We start from the raw sequence: 16,788 nt of genomic DNA, 5'->3' as shown, positions 1-16,788 counted from the left end.
GGGACAGGCACCCCGTCATATACTTAGTTGAATTGGAATTTGACGGGAGGTGCCAATGTTTTGGGTTATCAGCAGTATGGAATCAGTCCTGCACTAGTGGCAAGAATCAAGCAAAAAATGAAAAATCCTGCGACCAAGGAACGGATCAAAGGAATCATCGAAGGTGTCAGCAAGTATGATCTTCAGGATCCAGCAAAGGTTCAGCGCCTGGTCAAATCAGCGACGGGAGTATTGAAGGAGAATTTATCACAAGCCGAGGAACAGCAGATCGTGCGCTTTGTGGTGGCTCAGAAGATTGATCCGAATAATACATTTCATTTAATCAAGCTTTGGGGCATGTTCCGTTGATCGTACGAATGAATAATGGAAAAATGGATGGGATCTTTAGGGAGGATACCGCTGCGGTATCTCCTTAAAGGTCTTTTTTTTATACAGAAGGCCTTCACCTTGCATAGTTCGCGCTTTCTCGGTCAAAAATAAGACAGGTGAAAGGAAGCCGTTTTTCAGGAGCCGGCAGCTGCCCATGAATGACGAGCTGAATCGAGATAGCCGGAAGAGATCTGATTAACATTATGTAAACTGGTTTAAGTAATACGTGTTACATTCATAATTACTTTACTGGAGGTCTTACGCATGAAGAAATGGATGACACTGGGGTTAACATTGCTATTGGTATTTGCGCTGAGCGCTTGCGGAAGCAAGACCAACAACAACACTACGAATAATTCGGCTTCTTCCGGCGGTACTAGCACGGGTGCCGGGGGAACTCAGGAAATTAAAGTTACAGCAACGAATTTCCAGTTTGAACCTGCCGAGATTAAAGTTAAAAAAGGCGACAAGGTTAAAATTACGCTTGTCAATAAAGAAGGCGCACATGGTTTGGAAATTCCAGACTTCAAGGTAAACCTGCAAAAGGATGGTTCCGCTGAATTCACAGCGGATGCAGCTGGGGAACATGAATTCCATTGCTCCGTTATGTGCGGTGCCGGTCATGACAACATGGTGGGTAAAATCATTGTAGAATAAGCATTTAAGTTATCACACGTAAGGACAGTAAAATACCGCCTATAACCTCCATTGAGGCCATCAGGCGGTATTTTGCGTTGCATTTTTAGATGTAGGATACAACTAAAACGAGCTCTTTTCAATACAAAGCGGAGAATCATTCTTAACCGAATTCACCGTACTGCTTACCGGATAAGCTTCCATTTCACCGGCGGGATATGGGATTAGAAGCTCTTGCAGTTCCTCTGTATTTACGGCTCCCCGTTCGATCCAGCGCAGCTCGTCCTCTGGACGAAGGATAACAGGCATTCGGTCATGAATCGGCTCCATCAGGGAATTCGGTTGGGTCGTGATGACGGTACAGGTCGCAAGCTTGCTTCCATCCTCTCGGACCCAAATATCATACAGTCCCGCCATACTGAACAGCTCGCTGCTTTTCAGCTTGATCCGGTAGGGTCGCTTTCCGTTACCTGTCTTTTGCCATTCATAAAATCCATCTGCTGGAATGAGGCATCTTTTCCGTTCGAAGGGCAGCCTGTAGGCCGGCTTTTCAATCAGGGTTTCGCTCCGTGCATTGATCATACGGCTGCCCATGGTGCTGTCTTTGGCCCAGGAAGGCACCAATCCCCATTTCAGCTCACCAAGCCGGAGACGGCTTCCGTCATGGATAATGGATAGAACCATCTGCGTCGGCGCAATATTATATTGCGGACGATGATAGGGTACGGAATGTCCTGGATCCAGCTCATACCGCAGCATAAGTTCCTCCAGCGATACAATCAGTGTAAAACGCCCACACATGCGGCATCGGCCCTCCTTGGCTGGCTGCCGGTACTTTTCTAATGCTCCTAAAGCACAGAAGACGGAGCAGCCTTATTATATCCAGTGTACCGCTATATTTCGCTTTCCGCCACTGCGCCGATGATTTGATCCAGGCGGATCCATTCAGGACCTTCGCCATCATTTCCGTCCCACCGGATCTGCCGCCGGGAGGCGTCGATCCGGAGCACATGCCCCGTAAGCTGTATATCTGCGGGTTCGTCAAACAGTGTGATCGTAACCGGTGAACCGCTGTACCATGCTGCCGCCATCACTCTGGTCATTTCCTCCTCGGCCTGAGGATCAATGAGCGGCGGATGGCGGTGTACCAGATGCTGCTGATGCTGGATGTATGCTTCCCGGTGCTCGGGCAGCATCATCCGCGATGATTCAAACAACCCGTTTCCTTGCAATTTTTTGCTCATTTATAGTGGCCTCCAATTCGAAGAGAGCGTTCCTGCGCTTGGCCGGAATCCTGAAGCGAGGAAGCGCGGAGAATGGCGGTTTCGCCAAACTTGCGCTTGATACCGTCTGTGGCCCGCTCCAGCTCCCGCTTCCGGTCACGGTCTCCGAACAGCGTCAGCTGAACGAGGGAATCTGCGCTGAGATCGGATAAGGAGATGCCGATTTTACGGACCGGAAGTCCGTTCCAGTGCCGATGAAACAAAAGGCAGGCCGCGCTGTAAATTTCATCGGTTATATTGGTGGGGTCAGAAAGCTTCATTTGTCTGGAAAAGCCGGTGGGGCGATCATAGTCTGCCCCTTGACAACCTACACTGACGACGAAGCCCATCAGTCCCTTTTCCCGGCAGCGCCGGCCGACCTGCTCGCATAACTCCAGCAGCACGACCCGAAGTTCTTTCCAGTCTGTATAGTCACGTGGAAGTGTCATTTGATGTCCTACGCCCTTTTGCTGCTGGAGCTGGCTATGAGGTGTGACAGGGGAAGAATCCATGCCGCGGGCAATGCGCCACAGCACCTCGCCGTTCACGCCCCAGCGCTCAGTCAGCCGAGGCAGCGGCGTTTGCGCCAGATCTCCGATGGTGTGAATCCCCATCTTGAATAAGTGGCGGGTCATCCGCGAGCCGACCATGAACATTTCATGCACTGGCTTTTCCCACAGGTCTTTGGCCAGCTCCTCACGCTTCAGTGTGTAGATGCCTTCCTTGTTCTTTTTGGCAAAAATATCGCAGGCCATTTTACTGAGAACCTTGCAATCGCTGATTCCTACCCGCACATAAATGCCGGTTTCATACATTACCCGATGCTGGATCCGGCGTGCGATTTCATCCGGGCTGCCAAACAATCCGAGACTGCCGGTGACATCCAGATGCTGTTCATCAATGCTGTAAGGCTCCACAAGATCCGTGAAAGATTGCAGAATTTCCGTGATATGCAGAGATACACGGATATATTCCGCCATCCGCGGGCGGACGACAATCAGATGTGGGCATTTGCGCAGCGCATCCCCGAGGCGCTCGGCCGTTGTCACCCCAAATTTCTTGGCAAGCGGGCATGCGGCAAGAATGATGCCTGAGCGGCGGGCCGGATCCCCGGATACGACTAAAGGCTTGCCCTCATATTCGGGATGGGCAGCCTTCTCGACGCTGGCATAAAAGGACTGGCAGTCAGCCAGCATAATGACACGGTTTTTTGCCTTGACCATGGGACTCGCTCCTTATCATTTCACAATTGCAGGAACACATGTTCTTATTATTATTAGCATAACGGAGAAATATTCTATTTTCAACCGGAATTATTTGCAAAGAAGGCTTATCCGCGGTTTGAATTTCTGAGATCATCAACCATATTCCTAGTTGAGTGTTTTGCATAAACTTGATCCCTTGATACACAAGGATTTCTAAGCATAAAAAAGGGACTTCACCCCAACTTGGAGAAGTTTTTCGGTGACCAAACCAAAAACCCCAAGAACGGAGGAAGTCACCTTGTATATTCTACAAGAAAGTCTATTTTCCTTTGAAGATATGCTAAAAATGAATTCAAAAGATCGATTGCCAATCTTCTTTGGCGTCTTGGATCTTCGTCCTTACGCCAAACAACTGAGAAGTTGTTCACCCCGAGGTGCTGATGGTCATTGTAGAGAAGGGATTTTACGTGCACTCTTAGCCGCACCACTTGAGCATATTCAAACTTTTACGGGCTTGCATCATCGTTTGGATACCGATCTTCGATTTCGCTATCAGTGTGGACTTCCGCTAGATCGCGAAGTCCCTTCCATCTCGACGTTAAGCCGAGTCTTCAGCGAGCTGACTAAGAAAAACCTGGCTAAGCAACTCTTCGAAGATCTGGTCAAACGCTGTCAGCAAGACGGCATTATTGATGGCAGCCACGTTGCAATCGATAGCGCCGCCATCCATGCTTTCGAAAAGAAGCAGCCCAAACGAAAAAGCGAGCAGACCGGCAATGCGAATTGGGGTGCGAAATTTGACTCCTTCGGAAACAAGGTGACTTGGTTCGGTTACAAGCTCCATTTGGCTGTGGATACAAAAAGCGAATTGCCGCTCGCACTGGAAGTCACGCCAGCGCATGTCAATGACGGGGAAATGGCACCGGGTTTGATTGAAAAGGCGGCTGTCAAAACAAAGGCGCGATTCTTTATGCTCGATGCGGGCTACGACCAAATGAAAGTTTACGAAGCCGCTCGAAACGTGAAGGCGCAAGCCATTATTCCCCTCAACCCCCGAGGAGAGAAAGAACCTCCTGCTGGGATGACATCAAACGGAACGCCTTGTTGCTCGATGGGATTCGCGATGACTTATTGGGGTGCTGACGGTGATTACTTGAAGTTCCGATGTCCTCACGCCACGGGTAAAGTTGATTGCCCGTTAGGAATGTCCGCCTGTTCGCCTTCCAACTATGGCATGGTCGTCAAAGTAGATGCAAAGGACGATCTTCGGCGATCTAGCAGCCCGCATCGGGATACCAAACGCTGGAAGGAGCTTTACAACGAACGTACCAGCGTGGAACGATGCAACTCCAGAATGAAAACCTATCTTACTGCAGATGACATGCATGTCTGGGGCATTCAGAAAGTAACGACTCACCAGTATCTGAATGCCATCGTCCTGCTTGTATCCGCTCTTTCTGCTACCACTAGAAAGAACCAAAACGCAGCTTAAAAATTTGCAAACGCTGAAATTCTGCAGGTCTGCCCATTTTTAGAATTGAGCCACTACAATTCCCCGGATGCAATTAGATTTTGCTGCCTTTCTAACAAAAACGGAATTATGCAAAATGCTCAGTTATAAAGGAGCGGAAACCAACGGGGGCCTACTTTAATAGTACCCGGATAGTCATGCCAATTTTATCCATATATATCCATTTGATACACATCCGGGACTGTTTGTCCCGTCCGGGACTCTCTCCTTATTTTTTGAAAAATGTGATTTTCGAAAAACGCTGTAGGGACGCGGTTTTTCGCTGCTGCTTTATCGGACTATAGTATCAATTTTGTAATCTTTATGGATAAAGATGTTAAAACGACCACAACTTTAGCAATTTTTCGACGTATACATAACCAGTTGTCGCTTCGGCCAAGGGAAGATACCGCTGCTTAACTATCCATGCAGACGTCAGTGCTGAAGTTTGGCCACTGCCGTTTTTTTGTTTCTTAACATCAGCGGGATAGGTCGCCAGGTTCTGAAAAATCCTTCCAGCAGCCTAGTTTACAGATTGCTAATCTTCGTTAAAAATTAAGTTATGACAAAAAACGAGAATGCCTGGCCAAGGAGAGGCCAAGCAAAATAGAGGTGAGAACTTTCAGGCGATGATCAAACGTAGAACACTATTCATCTGGATCACAGCAGCCGTCGTTCTCATTGCCGGAGGAGTTGTTGCCGGATTTACGGTGAACAGCTCGTCGGTGACGGCATACAAAGATCAGGATGGAACTAAATTCACATTTAAGACCCAGAGCGACCGTTTTATGCGATATGACAAGGATGGGAACTGGAAGGAAATATTTGTAAAAGGCGTGAACCTGGGTGCTACGGTTCCCGGACATTTTCCGGGAGAGCTTCCGGCTACCGAAGAGGATTACCTGCGCTGGTTCAAGCAGATCGATGAAATGGGGGCAAACGTCATCCGTGTCTACACCGTGCATCAGCCCGTGTTTTACTCGGCGCTTGTGAAATACAACAAGGATAAAGGCGACGATCCTTTGTATTTCATGCAGGGCATCTGGTCCCCGGAGGAAGAGTTGATAGAACGTCAGGATGCCTATGCGGAAGATATCAGCAAGCAGTTCAAAGCTGAAATAAAGAAGGCAGTGGCTGCGGTATATGGTGATGTCGACGTGCCGCAGAAGCAGGGAGCATCCAGCGGAGAATACACAGCAAATGCAGGCAAGTATTTGATGGCTTGGCATGTAGGGACCGAATGGGATCCGGAGATGGTCAAGAACACCAATAAGAAACACAGCAACGTTCCGGTGTACAAGGGTGAATATTTCTCGGGTACCCAGGATGCCTCTCCTTTTGAAAGCTGGCTCGCAGGATTGCTTGACTACACTGCACAGCAGGAGAAGCACTACGGATGGGAGCATCCCGTGACATTTACAAACTGGGTCACCACCGATGTGCTCAGCCATCCGGGAGAACCGCTGTTTGAAGAGGATATGGTGAGTGTGGATGCCAGACATGTCCAGCCGACGGGCTGGAAAGGCGGATATTTCGCCGCATATCATGTGTATCCCTATTACCCGGATTTTTTCCGGACGGATTCCACGCTGCAGACGATCAAAGATAAGCAGGGTGACTTCAATACCTACAAAGTTTATCTGCGGCAGCTGAAGGCCAAGTTCAAGGACATGCCGATCATGGTCACCGAATATGGGGTGCCATCTTCTGTAGGGGTTTCCCACTTTGGTGCCGGCGGCAGGGATCAGGGCGGGCATAACGAGCAGGAGCAGGGAGAAATCGATGCTTCGCTCACCCAGGATATTTATGACGAAGGTTATGCGGGAGCCATTTTGTTTATGTGGCAGGATGAATGGTTTAAAAAAACTTGGAATACCATGCCGTTTGAAATACCGGCCGACCGCCGTGCCAATTGGATTAATGTGCTGACCAACGAGAAGTTATTTGGGGTTCTTGGTATGTTTCCGGGTAAGGAAAAGCAGATTACGATCGATGGCAAGCTGAACGATTGGGATGGTCTGGCACAGAACGAAGTCAAACACTGGCAAGGAAAAGTCCCAGGCATTCAGGATATGAGGATTACGCATGATGAGGGGTACCTTTACCTGGGAATCCAGTTGGATAAAAACTTTGATCCGAAGACCTCCAAGCTGTATATCGGTGCTGATACGATTGCGGGCGGGAATGAGCCTTCCGCATTACAGCTTCCAGGCAAAAAGCTGGAAGGAGGAGCGCCTGAAGCGCTGATCGAAATCGGAAAAGACAAGGAAACACAGGTAGAGATTGCGGCTGACTATGATTTTCATACAAGGCTGTACGGCAAGGACGGCTATTGGATGCTGCCGGAGACGACAAAAGGGCAGGATACACCATTCCATCCGTGGAAGCTGGCGATCAGCCTACAGATGAATCCGCCGGATACGCGCTTCGCACATCCGTTTATCGATAAAACAGTAGGAACTTTGAAAAGGGGGACAACGGACCGCAGCAAGGCCCAGTTTGACTCTCTAACTTCTTGGCAGTACAACGGTAATGTGATAGAGATGCGCATTCCTTGGATGCTTCTGGGCTTTTCCGATCCGAGCTCACTTCAGGTTATCGATTACAGTCCGCTCAAGGAAGGCCGGGCATTCAGCAGCGTCAAAACGGATGGCATCCGCCTTATCCCTTGGGTTGTCGAGAATGGAAGCACGGTAAGCTGGCCTGGAGGGACGGCGAATACAATGGACGTCAACGATATTCCCCCCTATACGTGGAAGCCGTGGGACACGGTTCATTACAGCGAGCAGCTGAAGCAAAGCTATTACAAGATGAAAGATCTGTACAGCCATATCGAATGAAATAACAAAAAGACTTTCCAAATATACAGACCGCGGTTAGCGGAAACTTTTCTTGCCATTTAGGATAGGAAGAATTCATTCGAAGTAGAATTTTGCAATCGTCCAATGAGCACTGGCATTGGATTATCGCAAAAAGACTGAAAGGAGGAAACTGCAACATGTTCTCGCATTTAATGGTCGCATATATATTTATCTATGTATGCCTCGGATTGATTGGCTTGGGAGTTGTACTTCTGTTTCAGATGAAAATCTCACATAACAAAGAACAGAAGCGCAGAGAAATGTATGAGCAAAAACATCATGATTACTTTATGTATATCCAGGCTCATATTGAGGATAAGGGGGCGCTACGGCTGCCCCCGGGTAAGCTGAAGCCGCTAGAGCGCAAGGTAATTCAGGATAAATACATGGAATGGATTGAGCAGTTTAAAGGGGAATACCGTACACATCTCATCCAGCTCTGCAGAGACGCGGGATTCGTGGAAGCTGATCTGAAAGGACTGAGCAGCTTCCGCTTTGGACGCCGACTTGAGGCGGCTTATCGTCTCGGGGGCATGCGTGCCGAAGAAGCTGTGCCAGCGCTGCTGCAGATGCTGCAGAAAGGCAAATACACCTCGCTTTCCATTGTTATAGCACGTTCCATTGCCAAGAGTGCAGAAAACGCCGAGGATGTCCTTACAATGCTGAGGAGCTTACTGTCTCACGGCAAGCCCATCCATCATTTGGCAGCGGATATTATGCTGGAAACAGGGCTGGATGCGAGCAGCATTCTGATGAAGCTGCTGGATGATTCGGATCCGGCTCTCGTCAAGGTTGGGCTGGTAGCCATGTGGGGACAGGCTGTTCCCGAAGTTATGCCTGTTCTGGGAAGACTGGTTGGCTCCGAAGAGAAGGATGTACGCGCCGAGGCGGTCAAGCTGTATCTCAGCTCGAACCCTGCGCTTAAGGATGAGACCATTGTCCAGCTGATGAGCGACCGCGACTGGGAGGTTCGGGCTGCAGCTGCCAAAGCGCTAGGTCCACTGCATGCTGCAGGGAGCATACCGCTTCTGGTCAAGTCACTTCAGGATGCAAACTGGAGGGTGCGGCATAACAGTGCCGAGAGCTTGGCAGCACTTGGCGAAGCTGGATTTGAAGCCCTGTGCCAGGCCGCGCTCAGCGGAGCAGGAATCCAGCGCGAGGCCGCATTGCAGCGCATTGAGCTTGTAATGGAGAAGGTAGAGGAGCACAGCGCAATTGAACAAATGGTGGCCTACAACAAAAATCGGCTTATTCACGACCGTTATTTCGGAGTGAAACAGCCGATTAGACGAGTGACTGGCGTAGCTGCAGTAGGAGGGGATTACACTGCTTAGAGAAACATTACTTGTTTACGGCATGGTTGCGATTTATTATGTCATGATCGTTAATATTCTGTATTTTGCGATTATGGGATTGTCATACCGTAACATCTCAACGATTTTCAGAAGATCCAAGTATTCCAGCTATAATACGCTTTCTGGCTCCGAGCTGGTGCCATCGGTATCACTGCTGGTTCCGGCCTATAATGAAGAGCTGACGATTATCGAGAATGTGTACTGCCTGATGACACTGAATTATCCGAATTACGAGGTTATCGTGATCAATGACGGCTCAAGCGACGAGACGCTGTCAGTTCTAATCTCGGAATTCAAGCTTGAGAAGATGTCCAATCCGGAAATCAGGGGGACCATCGAGACGAATGACATGAGAGGCATTTATCACAATCCCGATTATCCACAGCTGTTTATTATAGATAAAGTAAATGGAGGCAAGGCGGATTCGCTGAATGCCGGCATCAACTTTTCACATTATCCGTTGATATCTTCCATTGATGCGGATTCGCTTCTGGAGAAGGATGCACTGATCCGAATGGCCCGCATGTATATGGAAAATCCGGAGGAGATGGTGGCCATCGGCGGCGATGTCCGCATAGCGAACGGCTGCCTGATCGAGAATGGTGCGGTAAAAAAAGTTTCGCTGCCGCGGAAAATATGGCCGATGTTTCAGTCTATCGAATACTTAAAAGCATTTCTAGGCGGACGGATTGGCTGGAGTCATATAAATGGTCTTGTTATCGTCTCTGGAGCCTTCGGGCTGTTCCGCAAGGACTATGTCATTGCCGTCGGCGGTTACCGGGGCGGTTATCCCGGTGAGGACATGAACATTATTATCAAGCTCCACCGGTATATGCTAAGCCATAAGCTGCCGTATAAAGTAGCCTTTTGTCCCGAGGCGGTTTGCTGGACCCAGGCTCCTGATTCTTACAAAATCATCTCCAACCAGCGGATGCGCTGGGGCCGGGGAAATCTCAAGAACATGATCGAGAACCGCGGGATGCTATTTAATCCAAAGTATAAGGTCATGGGCATGATCACGATGCCGTACAACGTTTTGTTTGAAACATTTAACCCTTATTTTAGAATCACGGGCCTGTTGGCTCTGATAGGATATACGCTTTTGGATATGACGCATTGGCGCATACTGCTTACTTTCTTTCTTCTGAACTTCCTGAGCGGCTATCTGCTGAGTGTGGGTGCCATTATTTTGGAGGAGATTGCTTTCCGCAGGTTCAAGAAACTTTCCGATCTATGGAAAATGCTGCTCTTCTCCGCCCTCAAATTCGCTGGCTACCATCAACTTGGCGTTATATGGCGTGTACAAGGCCATATTCAGTATCTCCGGAAAAACAATTCCTGGGGAGCGATGACAAGACAAAGCTGGAAGGAAGAAAGCAAGACTGCCTAACCGGCGTGATTCATTATTCATAACTAATTCTTTGAAAGGTGGGAATTGATAATGCCCCAATCCGTAACATTGCAGCGCGAACAGAAAACCGACGTGTATCACAATCTCGGAGAACGTCTTAAGGAGACCTCACGGGAGCTTTGCGGAATCATGTTTCTGTACTGCAGCGGCAATCCTCCACAGCTGGAGAGCCGGGTGCGCGACTTTCTGCAGCATGAATCCGGGTTGGAAATTGAAGTGCTGAAAGACAGCTCCACGCAGACACTTGCGATTCTGCTGCCGGGATTCACACTCGATGCGACCCATTACCAGGCGCTGCTGCTCAAGCAGTATCTACAGGAAACCATGGAGGACGCTGACCCGCGGATCACATTGACCGTTTTTCCGGGACAAGTTGATCCAACGCCGGGGGTACTAAAGCAGATGTCCGAGTCAACCAGGCTCAGCACATCATCGGACATTCATATTTTCACCAAAGAAGAAGCCATCCAGGAGCCTGGACGCATTCTTATAGTCGATAATGACGATACCATCCGCGAGTTCTTGACCATTCGCCTCAAAATGCAGGGATTTGAAACCCTCGAGGCGCTTGACGGCACATCGGCTCTGGAACTGATTGAGAAATGGGAGCCGGATCTGGTGCTGACAGAGCTTAATCTGTACGGCATTGACGGATTGCCCTTTATTCACCAAATCCAGCAGCTGCCGGTAGAGAATACGCCTAAAATTGTCGTTCTGACCGAACAACGGGTGGAGCGAACCATTAGCCAGTGCTTTAAAAACGGCGTTGACGACTATGTAACCAAACCTTTTTCTCCGGTCGAGCTGGATGCCCGAATACACCGGTGTTTTCACTAAATAATCATCCGCTTTAAGCGCATAACCAAACTACATCATATGGAGGTTGAAGCTAGTGAATCAGGAATATGAACAACTGTTGAGTGGAATTGAGAATAAGAAAGCTGTATTGGGTGTTGTAGGTCTGGGCTATGTCGGACTTCCACTTGCTGTCGAAATGGTCAAGCAGGGATTTACAGTCATCGGGATTGACGTGGATCCGTCCAAAATCGAACAAATCTACCATGGGGAATCGTATATTACCGACATCTCTTCGGAAGAGCTCAAGGCATGTGTGGCCAGCGGCCGCTTCAAACCAACAACGGATTACAGCATGATTACTGTCATTGATGCACTCAGTATCTGTGTTCCGACTCCGCTCAGCGAGAACCAGGATCCGGACACTTCCTATATTACAAGCGTGGTTGATCAGATTAAGCTGCATATGAAAAAAGGAATTCTCATCACGCTGGAAAGCACCACGTATCCAGGAACCACTGAGGAATTGATCCAGGAAAAAATCGAGGAGCTTGGTTTCCGGGTAGGCGAGGATTTCTTCCTTTGCTTCTCGCCTGAACGCGTCGATCCTTCCAATGTACGCTTCAATACATTCAATACCCCTAAAGTTATCGGGGGAACAACGCAGGCCTGCCTGACACTCGGTACCGCGCTCTATTCGAAATATGTGGAAAAGGTCGTACCGGTCACATCACCAAAGGTTGCTGAAATGTCCAAATTGCTTGAAAATACATTCCGCAGTGTCAACATCGCGTTCATTAACGAAATGGCAATGATGTGCGACCGCATGGGCATCGATATCTGGGAAGTCATTGATGCGGCTGCGACGAAGCCGTTTGGCTTCATGCCGTTCTACCCAGGTCCGGGAATCGGCGGACATTGCATCCCGCTGGATCCGATGTATCTTTCCTGGAAAGCCAAGGGCTTCCGGTTCTACAGTAAATTTATTGAGCTGGCGCAGTCCACCAATGACAATATGCCGTATTATGTGATTAACAAAACATCCACCATTTTGAATGAATATGCCAAGTCCATCAAAAAATCATCCATTCTGGTGCTGGGTATGGCATATAAACCAGACATCAGCGATTTGCGCGAGTCTCCGGCACTAGAGGTATATGAACTGTACAAAGAGAACGGAGCCAATGTAGAATACTATGATCCGCATGCTGTCAGCTTCCGTGACAAGCATGGGGAGACCGTTCACAGCGTAGCCTATGATCTGGCGAAGTTCAAGACCTATGATTGCATTGTTCTGACCACAAACCACAGTGGACTGGATTACGGCGAGATCGCAGCCATGGGCGTACCGATTTTGGATACACGTAATGCGTTCAGCAGCTTTAACGAGCCGCATATTTATAAAATCGGACATTCGGTTCAGCATATTGAAGAGCCAAACATGGCATTGATTGTATAAAACCAAAAGGAGGGGAAGGATGGGAGTGTTATTGGCAAAAGCAAAAGCGAAACCTAGCATCGTCCTGGTTGTCTGCTGCCTGCTGCTCCTGCCCTTCCTGTTTAAATCATCTTCCATGGATGAACAAAAAGCGACCTGGCTGTGGGATGCCTCATTGATTGAAAATCCGGGAAAGGTTCTTGACTTCTGCAAGGAGCAGGAAGTTAACGTTATTTTTCTGCAGATACAAAAAAATGTGGAAGCGGAGCAGTACAGGAAATTCATCAGCGCAGCCCATCATGAGGATATTTCAGTCCACGCACTGGATGGAAAGCCGCAATGGGCGTATCAGGAACAGCAGAAGGAAGCGGATCAATTTATGGACTGGGTTCTTGATTATAACCGTAAGGCATCGCCGGAGGAACGCTTTGCTGGAATTCAGCTTGATGTCGAACCCTATCAGCTGAAGCGGTGGGAGCGTGACCAGACCAGCGTGGTAAATGAATGGAGCCGCAATATGGAAGAATGGACGGACAAAGGCCGAAATGGCGGGCTCTATATGAGCGCTGCTGTGCCGTTCTGGCTGGGAAAAGTTGAAGCGGCTGGCGGAAGCGGTAATTTGAGCCGCTGGATGCTGGGCCGGTTCGATGCTTTGGCCGTCATGTCATACCGTGACAGTGGTCAAAAAATGGTCGATTTGTCCAAGGAAATGCTGAATGAGGCTGACCAGCTCGGGAAATCCGTCTGGATCGGCATGGAACTGGGAGATACGAAGGAAGGAGATCATGTGAGCTTCTTCGGCAAATCACTTCCCGTTATGGAGGAAGAGATGAAGCAGGTATACCGACTCAGCGATTCCTATTCTTCCTTTGCGGGACTGGCAGTGCATCACTATGAAGCCTGGCATGAAAAGATAGCTTCGGCAGATCCGAAGCAGGAGCAAAGCAGCATGAGAAACTGACATCAGGACAAATGGCAAAGGCGCATTCTATGAGCATTCATAGGATGCGTCTTTTATTTGCCATCCTCCGAGGTCAGGCTGATTCCCAGGTAAACGCAAAGCTCGGAAGCCGTCTCCGCTTTTACATAGGACCACAGCATGAAAAACCGTCGCTGATAACCCCGGCATAAATAAAGAGCTTCTACGCCTTTCGTATTCCGGTTTTCTTCATACACCCGAATACCGCGGTTTCGCATATCCTTCCGGATGGCTGTGAGTCGGTAAATGACTCTGTTTTGCACACCGGATAGCCCGCGGATGTAGACATCAGGCAGCTTCAGGGCAAGGGTACCCAGCGTGCGGATATCCCGCTCCAGTACATCCAGCAGAATTACATGCAGCAGATAGGTTTTGACCAGCAGAGTGTCCTCTTCGGCCGGGGTTGGGGGAAGGGATGATGCTTTCATGGAAGCACTTCCTTGATACAGGAATAAGAATACGGAACATATGTTCTATTTATATTCATGTTACGTGAAAAGTATGTATGATGACAAGGGTTAAATCACTGGAAAAGATGCCTGATCTTTCTGGTATAATAAATGAAGAATTGGCGGCCCGAGCCAGCAGCACTTTATATCAGTATCGGGGGGAGGATATTATATGATTTTGCATAAAGGGGAAATATTATTCCACCAGGGTGACGGAGGAGAATATTTATACCATATCAAGAGTGGGCTATTTAAAGTCACACGTCTTCACGAAAATGGAAATATGGTACTTTTTAATATATTGTATGCCGGGGAAACAGTGCCGCATCATTCGCTGATTACCCCCAAGGAAGCTCATGGAACGGCGATCGCCCTGATGCGAAGCGAAGTAGAGAGGATTCCGGCTGAAGAATGGTACCGCGATGTGAAGGAGAATCCGGGGAAGGCGCTTGAAATCGCGCTCCTGCTTCAGGAGAAGGTTCGTTTTATGCAAAAAAGGCTGGATCATCTGACGGTAGGGACACCCGCGGAGCGTCTTGAGCTGTTGTCCGAGTGGTTGGACGATTATTCGCATGGCGTTCATTTTACCGAGCTGTTAACACAGGAGGAGATTGGTCAATTGATCGGAGTGCGGCGAGAAACCATAAACCGCTTGCTGAGGGGGCATTAGTATGTTGCATCATGTGGAGCTCAATGTATCAGATTTACGGCGCAGCCGGGAGTTTTGGGAATGGTTTCTGAGCGGGCTTGGCTATAGTATTTTCCAGGAATGGGAGCATGGGTTCAGCTTCAAGCAGGGAGGGACCTACCTGGTATTTGTGCAAACGGAAGAACGATTTAAGAACGTTCCATACCACCGGAAGGCAACTGGACTCAATCATTTGGCTTTTCATGCAGAGTCGCGCAGTCAGATCGATGAGATGGCCAACACACTTAAGGAAAAAGGCATACCTGTCTTGTATGAGGATAAATATCCATATGCTGGCGGCCCGGAGCATTATGCGGTGTTTTTTGAGGATCCGGACCGGGTCAAGGTAGAGCTTGCCTGCGGAGTCTAGGGACTTGCAGGGTCAAATTACATCTGAATATCGAATAGAGGTAATGGGGATCCCGATAGGATCCCTTTTTTATGCCAATCAGGGTCCAATAGTATCGTCCAGGTAACTTCCTTACTAAATAGTGCCTACTTACGAAAAAGAAAATTAGTATTTAAAATGAGGTTGTGGTTAATGACCAAGTAAATAAATGAGGAGAGAAACAATCATATGGAACTTCAATTGGCACTCGATCTTGTAGATATCCCAGGCGCAAAAGAAATCGTAAATGAGGTAGCAGAATATATAGATATCGTCGAAATTGGAACTCCAATCGTCATTAATGAGGGACTTCGCGCCGTGAAAGAACTGAAGGAAGCTTTTCCTTCTCTGCGTGTGCTGGCTGATTTAAAAATTATGGATGCAGGCGGTTACGAAGTGATGAAGGCATCCGAAGCGGGAGCGAGCATCATTACGGTGCTGGGTGTGTCGGATGATTCGACGATTCAAGGCGCGGTTGAGGAAGCCAAGAAGCAGAACACCAAGGTAATGGTGGACATGATCAATGTCAAAAATATCGAGGAAAGAGCCCGGGAAATCGACCAAATGGGCGTGGATTATATTTGCGTGCATTCCGGGTATGACCATCAAGCGGCAGGTATCAGTTCTTTTGACGACCTGCTTACGATTAAGCGTGTGGTGAAACTGGCCAAAACGGCTATCGCCGGCGGCATTAAGCTGAGTACGCTGCCTCAGGTTATCGCTGCAGGTCCAGACCTTATTATTGTTGGTGGCGGAATAACTAGCCAAGAGGACAAGCGGGCAGTGGCGTCCGAAATGAAGCAACTGGTAAGCCAGGCGTAAACAGTTTGATGAAAACGGTGAAATATGCTGCCGAAATCGTGAAGGAGCTGCAGCGCTCTGTCACACTCATTTCGGAGGAAGAAGCTGAACGTTTGGCAGACGTGATCCAGATGGCAGGAAAAGTGTTTTTCGCAGGCGCCGGAAGATCCGGTTTTATGGGACGGGCGTTTGCAATGCGTCTTATGCATATGGGAATTAACGCTTTTGTTGTGGGTGAAACGGTGACACCGGGTATTGGTCCTGACGACCTGCTTATCATTGGTTCTGGCTCAGGCGAGACTCAAAGCCTGGTCGCAATGGCCCGAAAGGCGAAGCAACTGGGAGCAACGGTGGTTACGGTAACCATCCAGCCTGATTCGTCGTTAGGCAGCTTGTCTGATTTCTCGGTAAAGCTGCCCGGATCGCCGAAGGATCAGGCAAATGCGGGTGATGCAACCATTCAGCCGATGGCATCGCTGTTCGAACAGACACTCATCATTTTATATGATGCCGTTATTCTCAGATTAATGGATCAGAAGGATCAGAGCTCCAGGCAAATGTACGGAAGACATGCAAACTTGGAGTAAACCGCAAATTCTGAAAAAAGATAGATTGGAAAACTCCACTGCTTGCAGTGGAGT

At 48.7% G+C, this 16,788-nt stretch carries 17 protein-coding genes; 13 read left to right on the top strand and 4 right to left on the bottom strand.

Annotated features, from left to right (window positions below; genetic code table 11):
- Positions 1-60: 60 nt before the first annotated feature.
- On the top strand, positions 61-348 hold the full coding sequence (locus E6W40_RS16085) for a stage VI sporulation protein F (RefSeq protein WP_136607032.1): 288 nt from the start codon (positions 61-63) through the stop codon (positions 346-348).
- A 285-nt stretch (positions 349-633) separates the two neighbouring features.
- Positions 634-1,026 (top strand): cupredoxin domain-containing protein, encoded by a 393-nt coding sequence (locus tag E6W40_RS16080; protein ID WP_136606381.1) that lies wholly within the window; start codon positions 634-636, stop codon positions 1,024-1,026.
- Positions 1,027-1,128: 102 nt separating this feature from the next.
- On the opposite strand, the gene E6W40_RS16075 is transcribed toward E6W40_RS16080, so the two are convergent.
- The 3 genes from E6W40_RS16075 to E6W40_RS16065 all read right to left on the bottom strand — a co-directional run bounded on the left by E6W40_RS16075 (position 1,129) and on the right by E6W40_RS16065 (position 3,490).
- Positions 1,129-1,806 (bottom strand): SOS response-associated peptidase, encoded by a 678-nt coding sequence (locus E6W40_RS16075; RefSeq protein ID WP_136606380.1) that lies wholly within the window; start codon positions 1,804-1,806, stop codon positions 1,129-1,131.
- Positions 1,807-1,898: 92 nt separating this feature from the next.
- Positions 1,899-2,249: a YolD-like family protein gene (locus tag E6W40_RS16070; protein ID WP_136606379.1), complete on the bottom strand. Its 351-nt coding sequence runs from the start codon at positions 2,247-2,249 to the stop codon at positions 1,899-1,901.
- A complete protein-coding gene (locus E6W40_RS16065) occupies positions 2,246-3,490 on the bottom strand; it encodes a DNA polymerase IV (protein WP_136606378.1) in 1,245 nt (414 codons plus the stop codon). Before E6W40_RS16065 ends, E6W40_RS16070 begins: the two co-directional genes overlap by 4 nt.
- Positions 3,491-3,770: 280 nt before the next feature.
- Between E6W40_RS16065 and E6W40_RS16060 the strand changes: the two genes are divergently transcribed.
- The 7 genes from E6W40_RS16060 to E6W40_RS16030 all read left to right on the top strand — a co-directional run bounded on the left by E6W40_RS16060 (position 3,771) and on the right by E6W40_RS16030 (position 13,803).
- The gene (locus E6W40_RS16060) at positions 3,771-4,964 is read left to right on the top strand and encodes a transposase (RefSeq protein ID WP_136606927.1); all 1,194 of its coding nucleotides are present in this window, start codon (positions 3,771-3,773) and stop codon (positions 4,962-4,964) included.
- A gap of 647 nt (positions 4,965-5,611) precedes the next feature.
- Positions 5,612-7,822 (top strand): hypothetical protein, encoded by a 2,211-nt coding sequence (locus E6W40_RS16055; protein ID WP_136606377.1) that lies wholly within the window; start codon positions 5,612-5,614, stop codon positions 7,820-7,822.
- A 158-nt stretch (positions 7,823-7,980) separates the two neighbouring features.
- Positions 7,981-9,177 carry a HEAT repeat domain-containing protein gene (locus E6W40_RS16050; RefSeq protein ID WP_136606376.1) on the top strand — a complete coding sequence of 399 codons (1,197 nt, stop codon included), beginning with the start codon at positions 7,981-7,983 and terminating at the stop codon, positions 9,175-9,177.
- A gap of 43 nt (positions 9,178-9,220) precedes the next feature.
- Positions 9,221-10,588 carry a glycosyltransferase family 2 protein gene (locus tag E6W40_RS16045; protein WP_211147014.1) on the top strand — a complete coding sequence of 456 codons (1,368 nt, stop codon included), beginning with the start codon at positions 9,221-9,223 and terminating at the stop codon, positions 10,586-10,588.
- Positions 10,589-10,639: 51 nt separating this feature from the next.
- Positions 10,640-11,446, top strand: coding sequence for a response regulator (locus E6W40_RS16040; RefSeq protein WP_136606375.1), 807 nt, complete (start codon positions 10,640-10,642; stop codon positions 11,444-11,446).
- 55 nt (positions 11,447-11,501) lie between these two features.
- Positions 11,502-12,863, top strand: a complete 1,362-nt coding sequence (locus tag E6W40_RS16035) for a nucleotide sugar dehydrogenase (RefSeq protein ID WP_136606374.1) — start codon at positions 11,502-11,504, stop codon at positions 12,861-12,863.
- A gap of 19 nt (positions 12,864-12,882) precedes the next feature.
- Positions 12,883-13,803 (top strand): hypothetical protein, encoded by a 921-nt coding sequence (locus tag E6W40_RS16030; RefSeq protein WP_136606373.1) that lies wholly within the window; start codon positions 12,883-12,885, stop codon positions 13,801-13,803.
- Between the two features lie 53 nt (positions 13,804-13,856).
- Here the strand turns inward: E6W40_RS16030 and E6W40_RS16025 are convergent, their stop codons facing one another.
- Positions 13,857-14,249, bottom strand: coding sequence for a YhjD family protein (locus tag E6W40_RS16025; RefSeq protein WP_136606372.1), 393 nt, complete (start codon positions 14,247-14,249; stop codon positions 13,857-13,859).
- Between the two features lie 193 nt (positions 14,250-14,442).
- On the opposite strand from E6W40_RS16025, the gene E6W40_RS16020 reads away from it, so the two are divergent.
- The 4 genes from E6W40_RS16020 (at position 14,443) to hxlB (ending at position 16,734) form a co-directional block, all read left to right on the top strand.
- Complete coding sequence (locus E6W40_RS16020; protein WP_136606371.1) at positions 14,443-14,940, top strand: Crp/Fnr family transcriptional regulator; 498 nt, start codon at positions 14,443-14,445, stop codon at positions 14,938-14,940.
- Between the two features lies 1 nt (position 14,941).
- On the top strand, positions 14,942-15,328 hold the full coding sequence (locus tag E6W40_RS16015) for a VOC family protein (protein ID WP_136606370.1): 387 nt from the start codon (positions 14,942-14,944) through the stop codon (positions 15,326-15,328).
- A gap of 207 nt (positions 15,329-15,535) precedes the next feature.
- A complete protein-coding gene (hxlA, locus tag E6W40_RS16010; protein ID WP_136606369.1) occupies positions 15,536-16,168 on the top strand; it encodes a 3-hexulose-6-phosphate synthase in 633 nt (210 codons plus the stop codon).
- An 8-nt stretch (positions 16,169-16,176) separates the two neighbouring features.
- Complete coding sequence (hxlB, locus tag E6W40_RS16005) at positions 16,177-16,734, top strand: 6-phospho-3-hexuloisomerase (RefSeq protein WP_136606368.1); 558 nt, start codon at positions 16,177-16,179, stop codon at positions 16,732-16,734.
- Positions 16,735-16,788 lie beyond the last annotated feature (54 nt).

It is taken from the genome of Paenibacillus dokdonensis, from assembly GCF_004916975.1.
Lineage (GTDB): Bacteria > Bacillota > Bacilli > Paenibacillales > Paenibacillaceae > Paenibacillus_AQ > Paenibacillus_AQ dokdonensis.
This window is presented reverse-complemented; position numbering and strand designations above follow the sequence as displayed.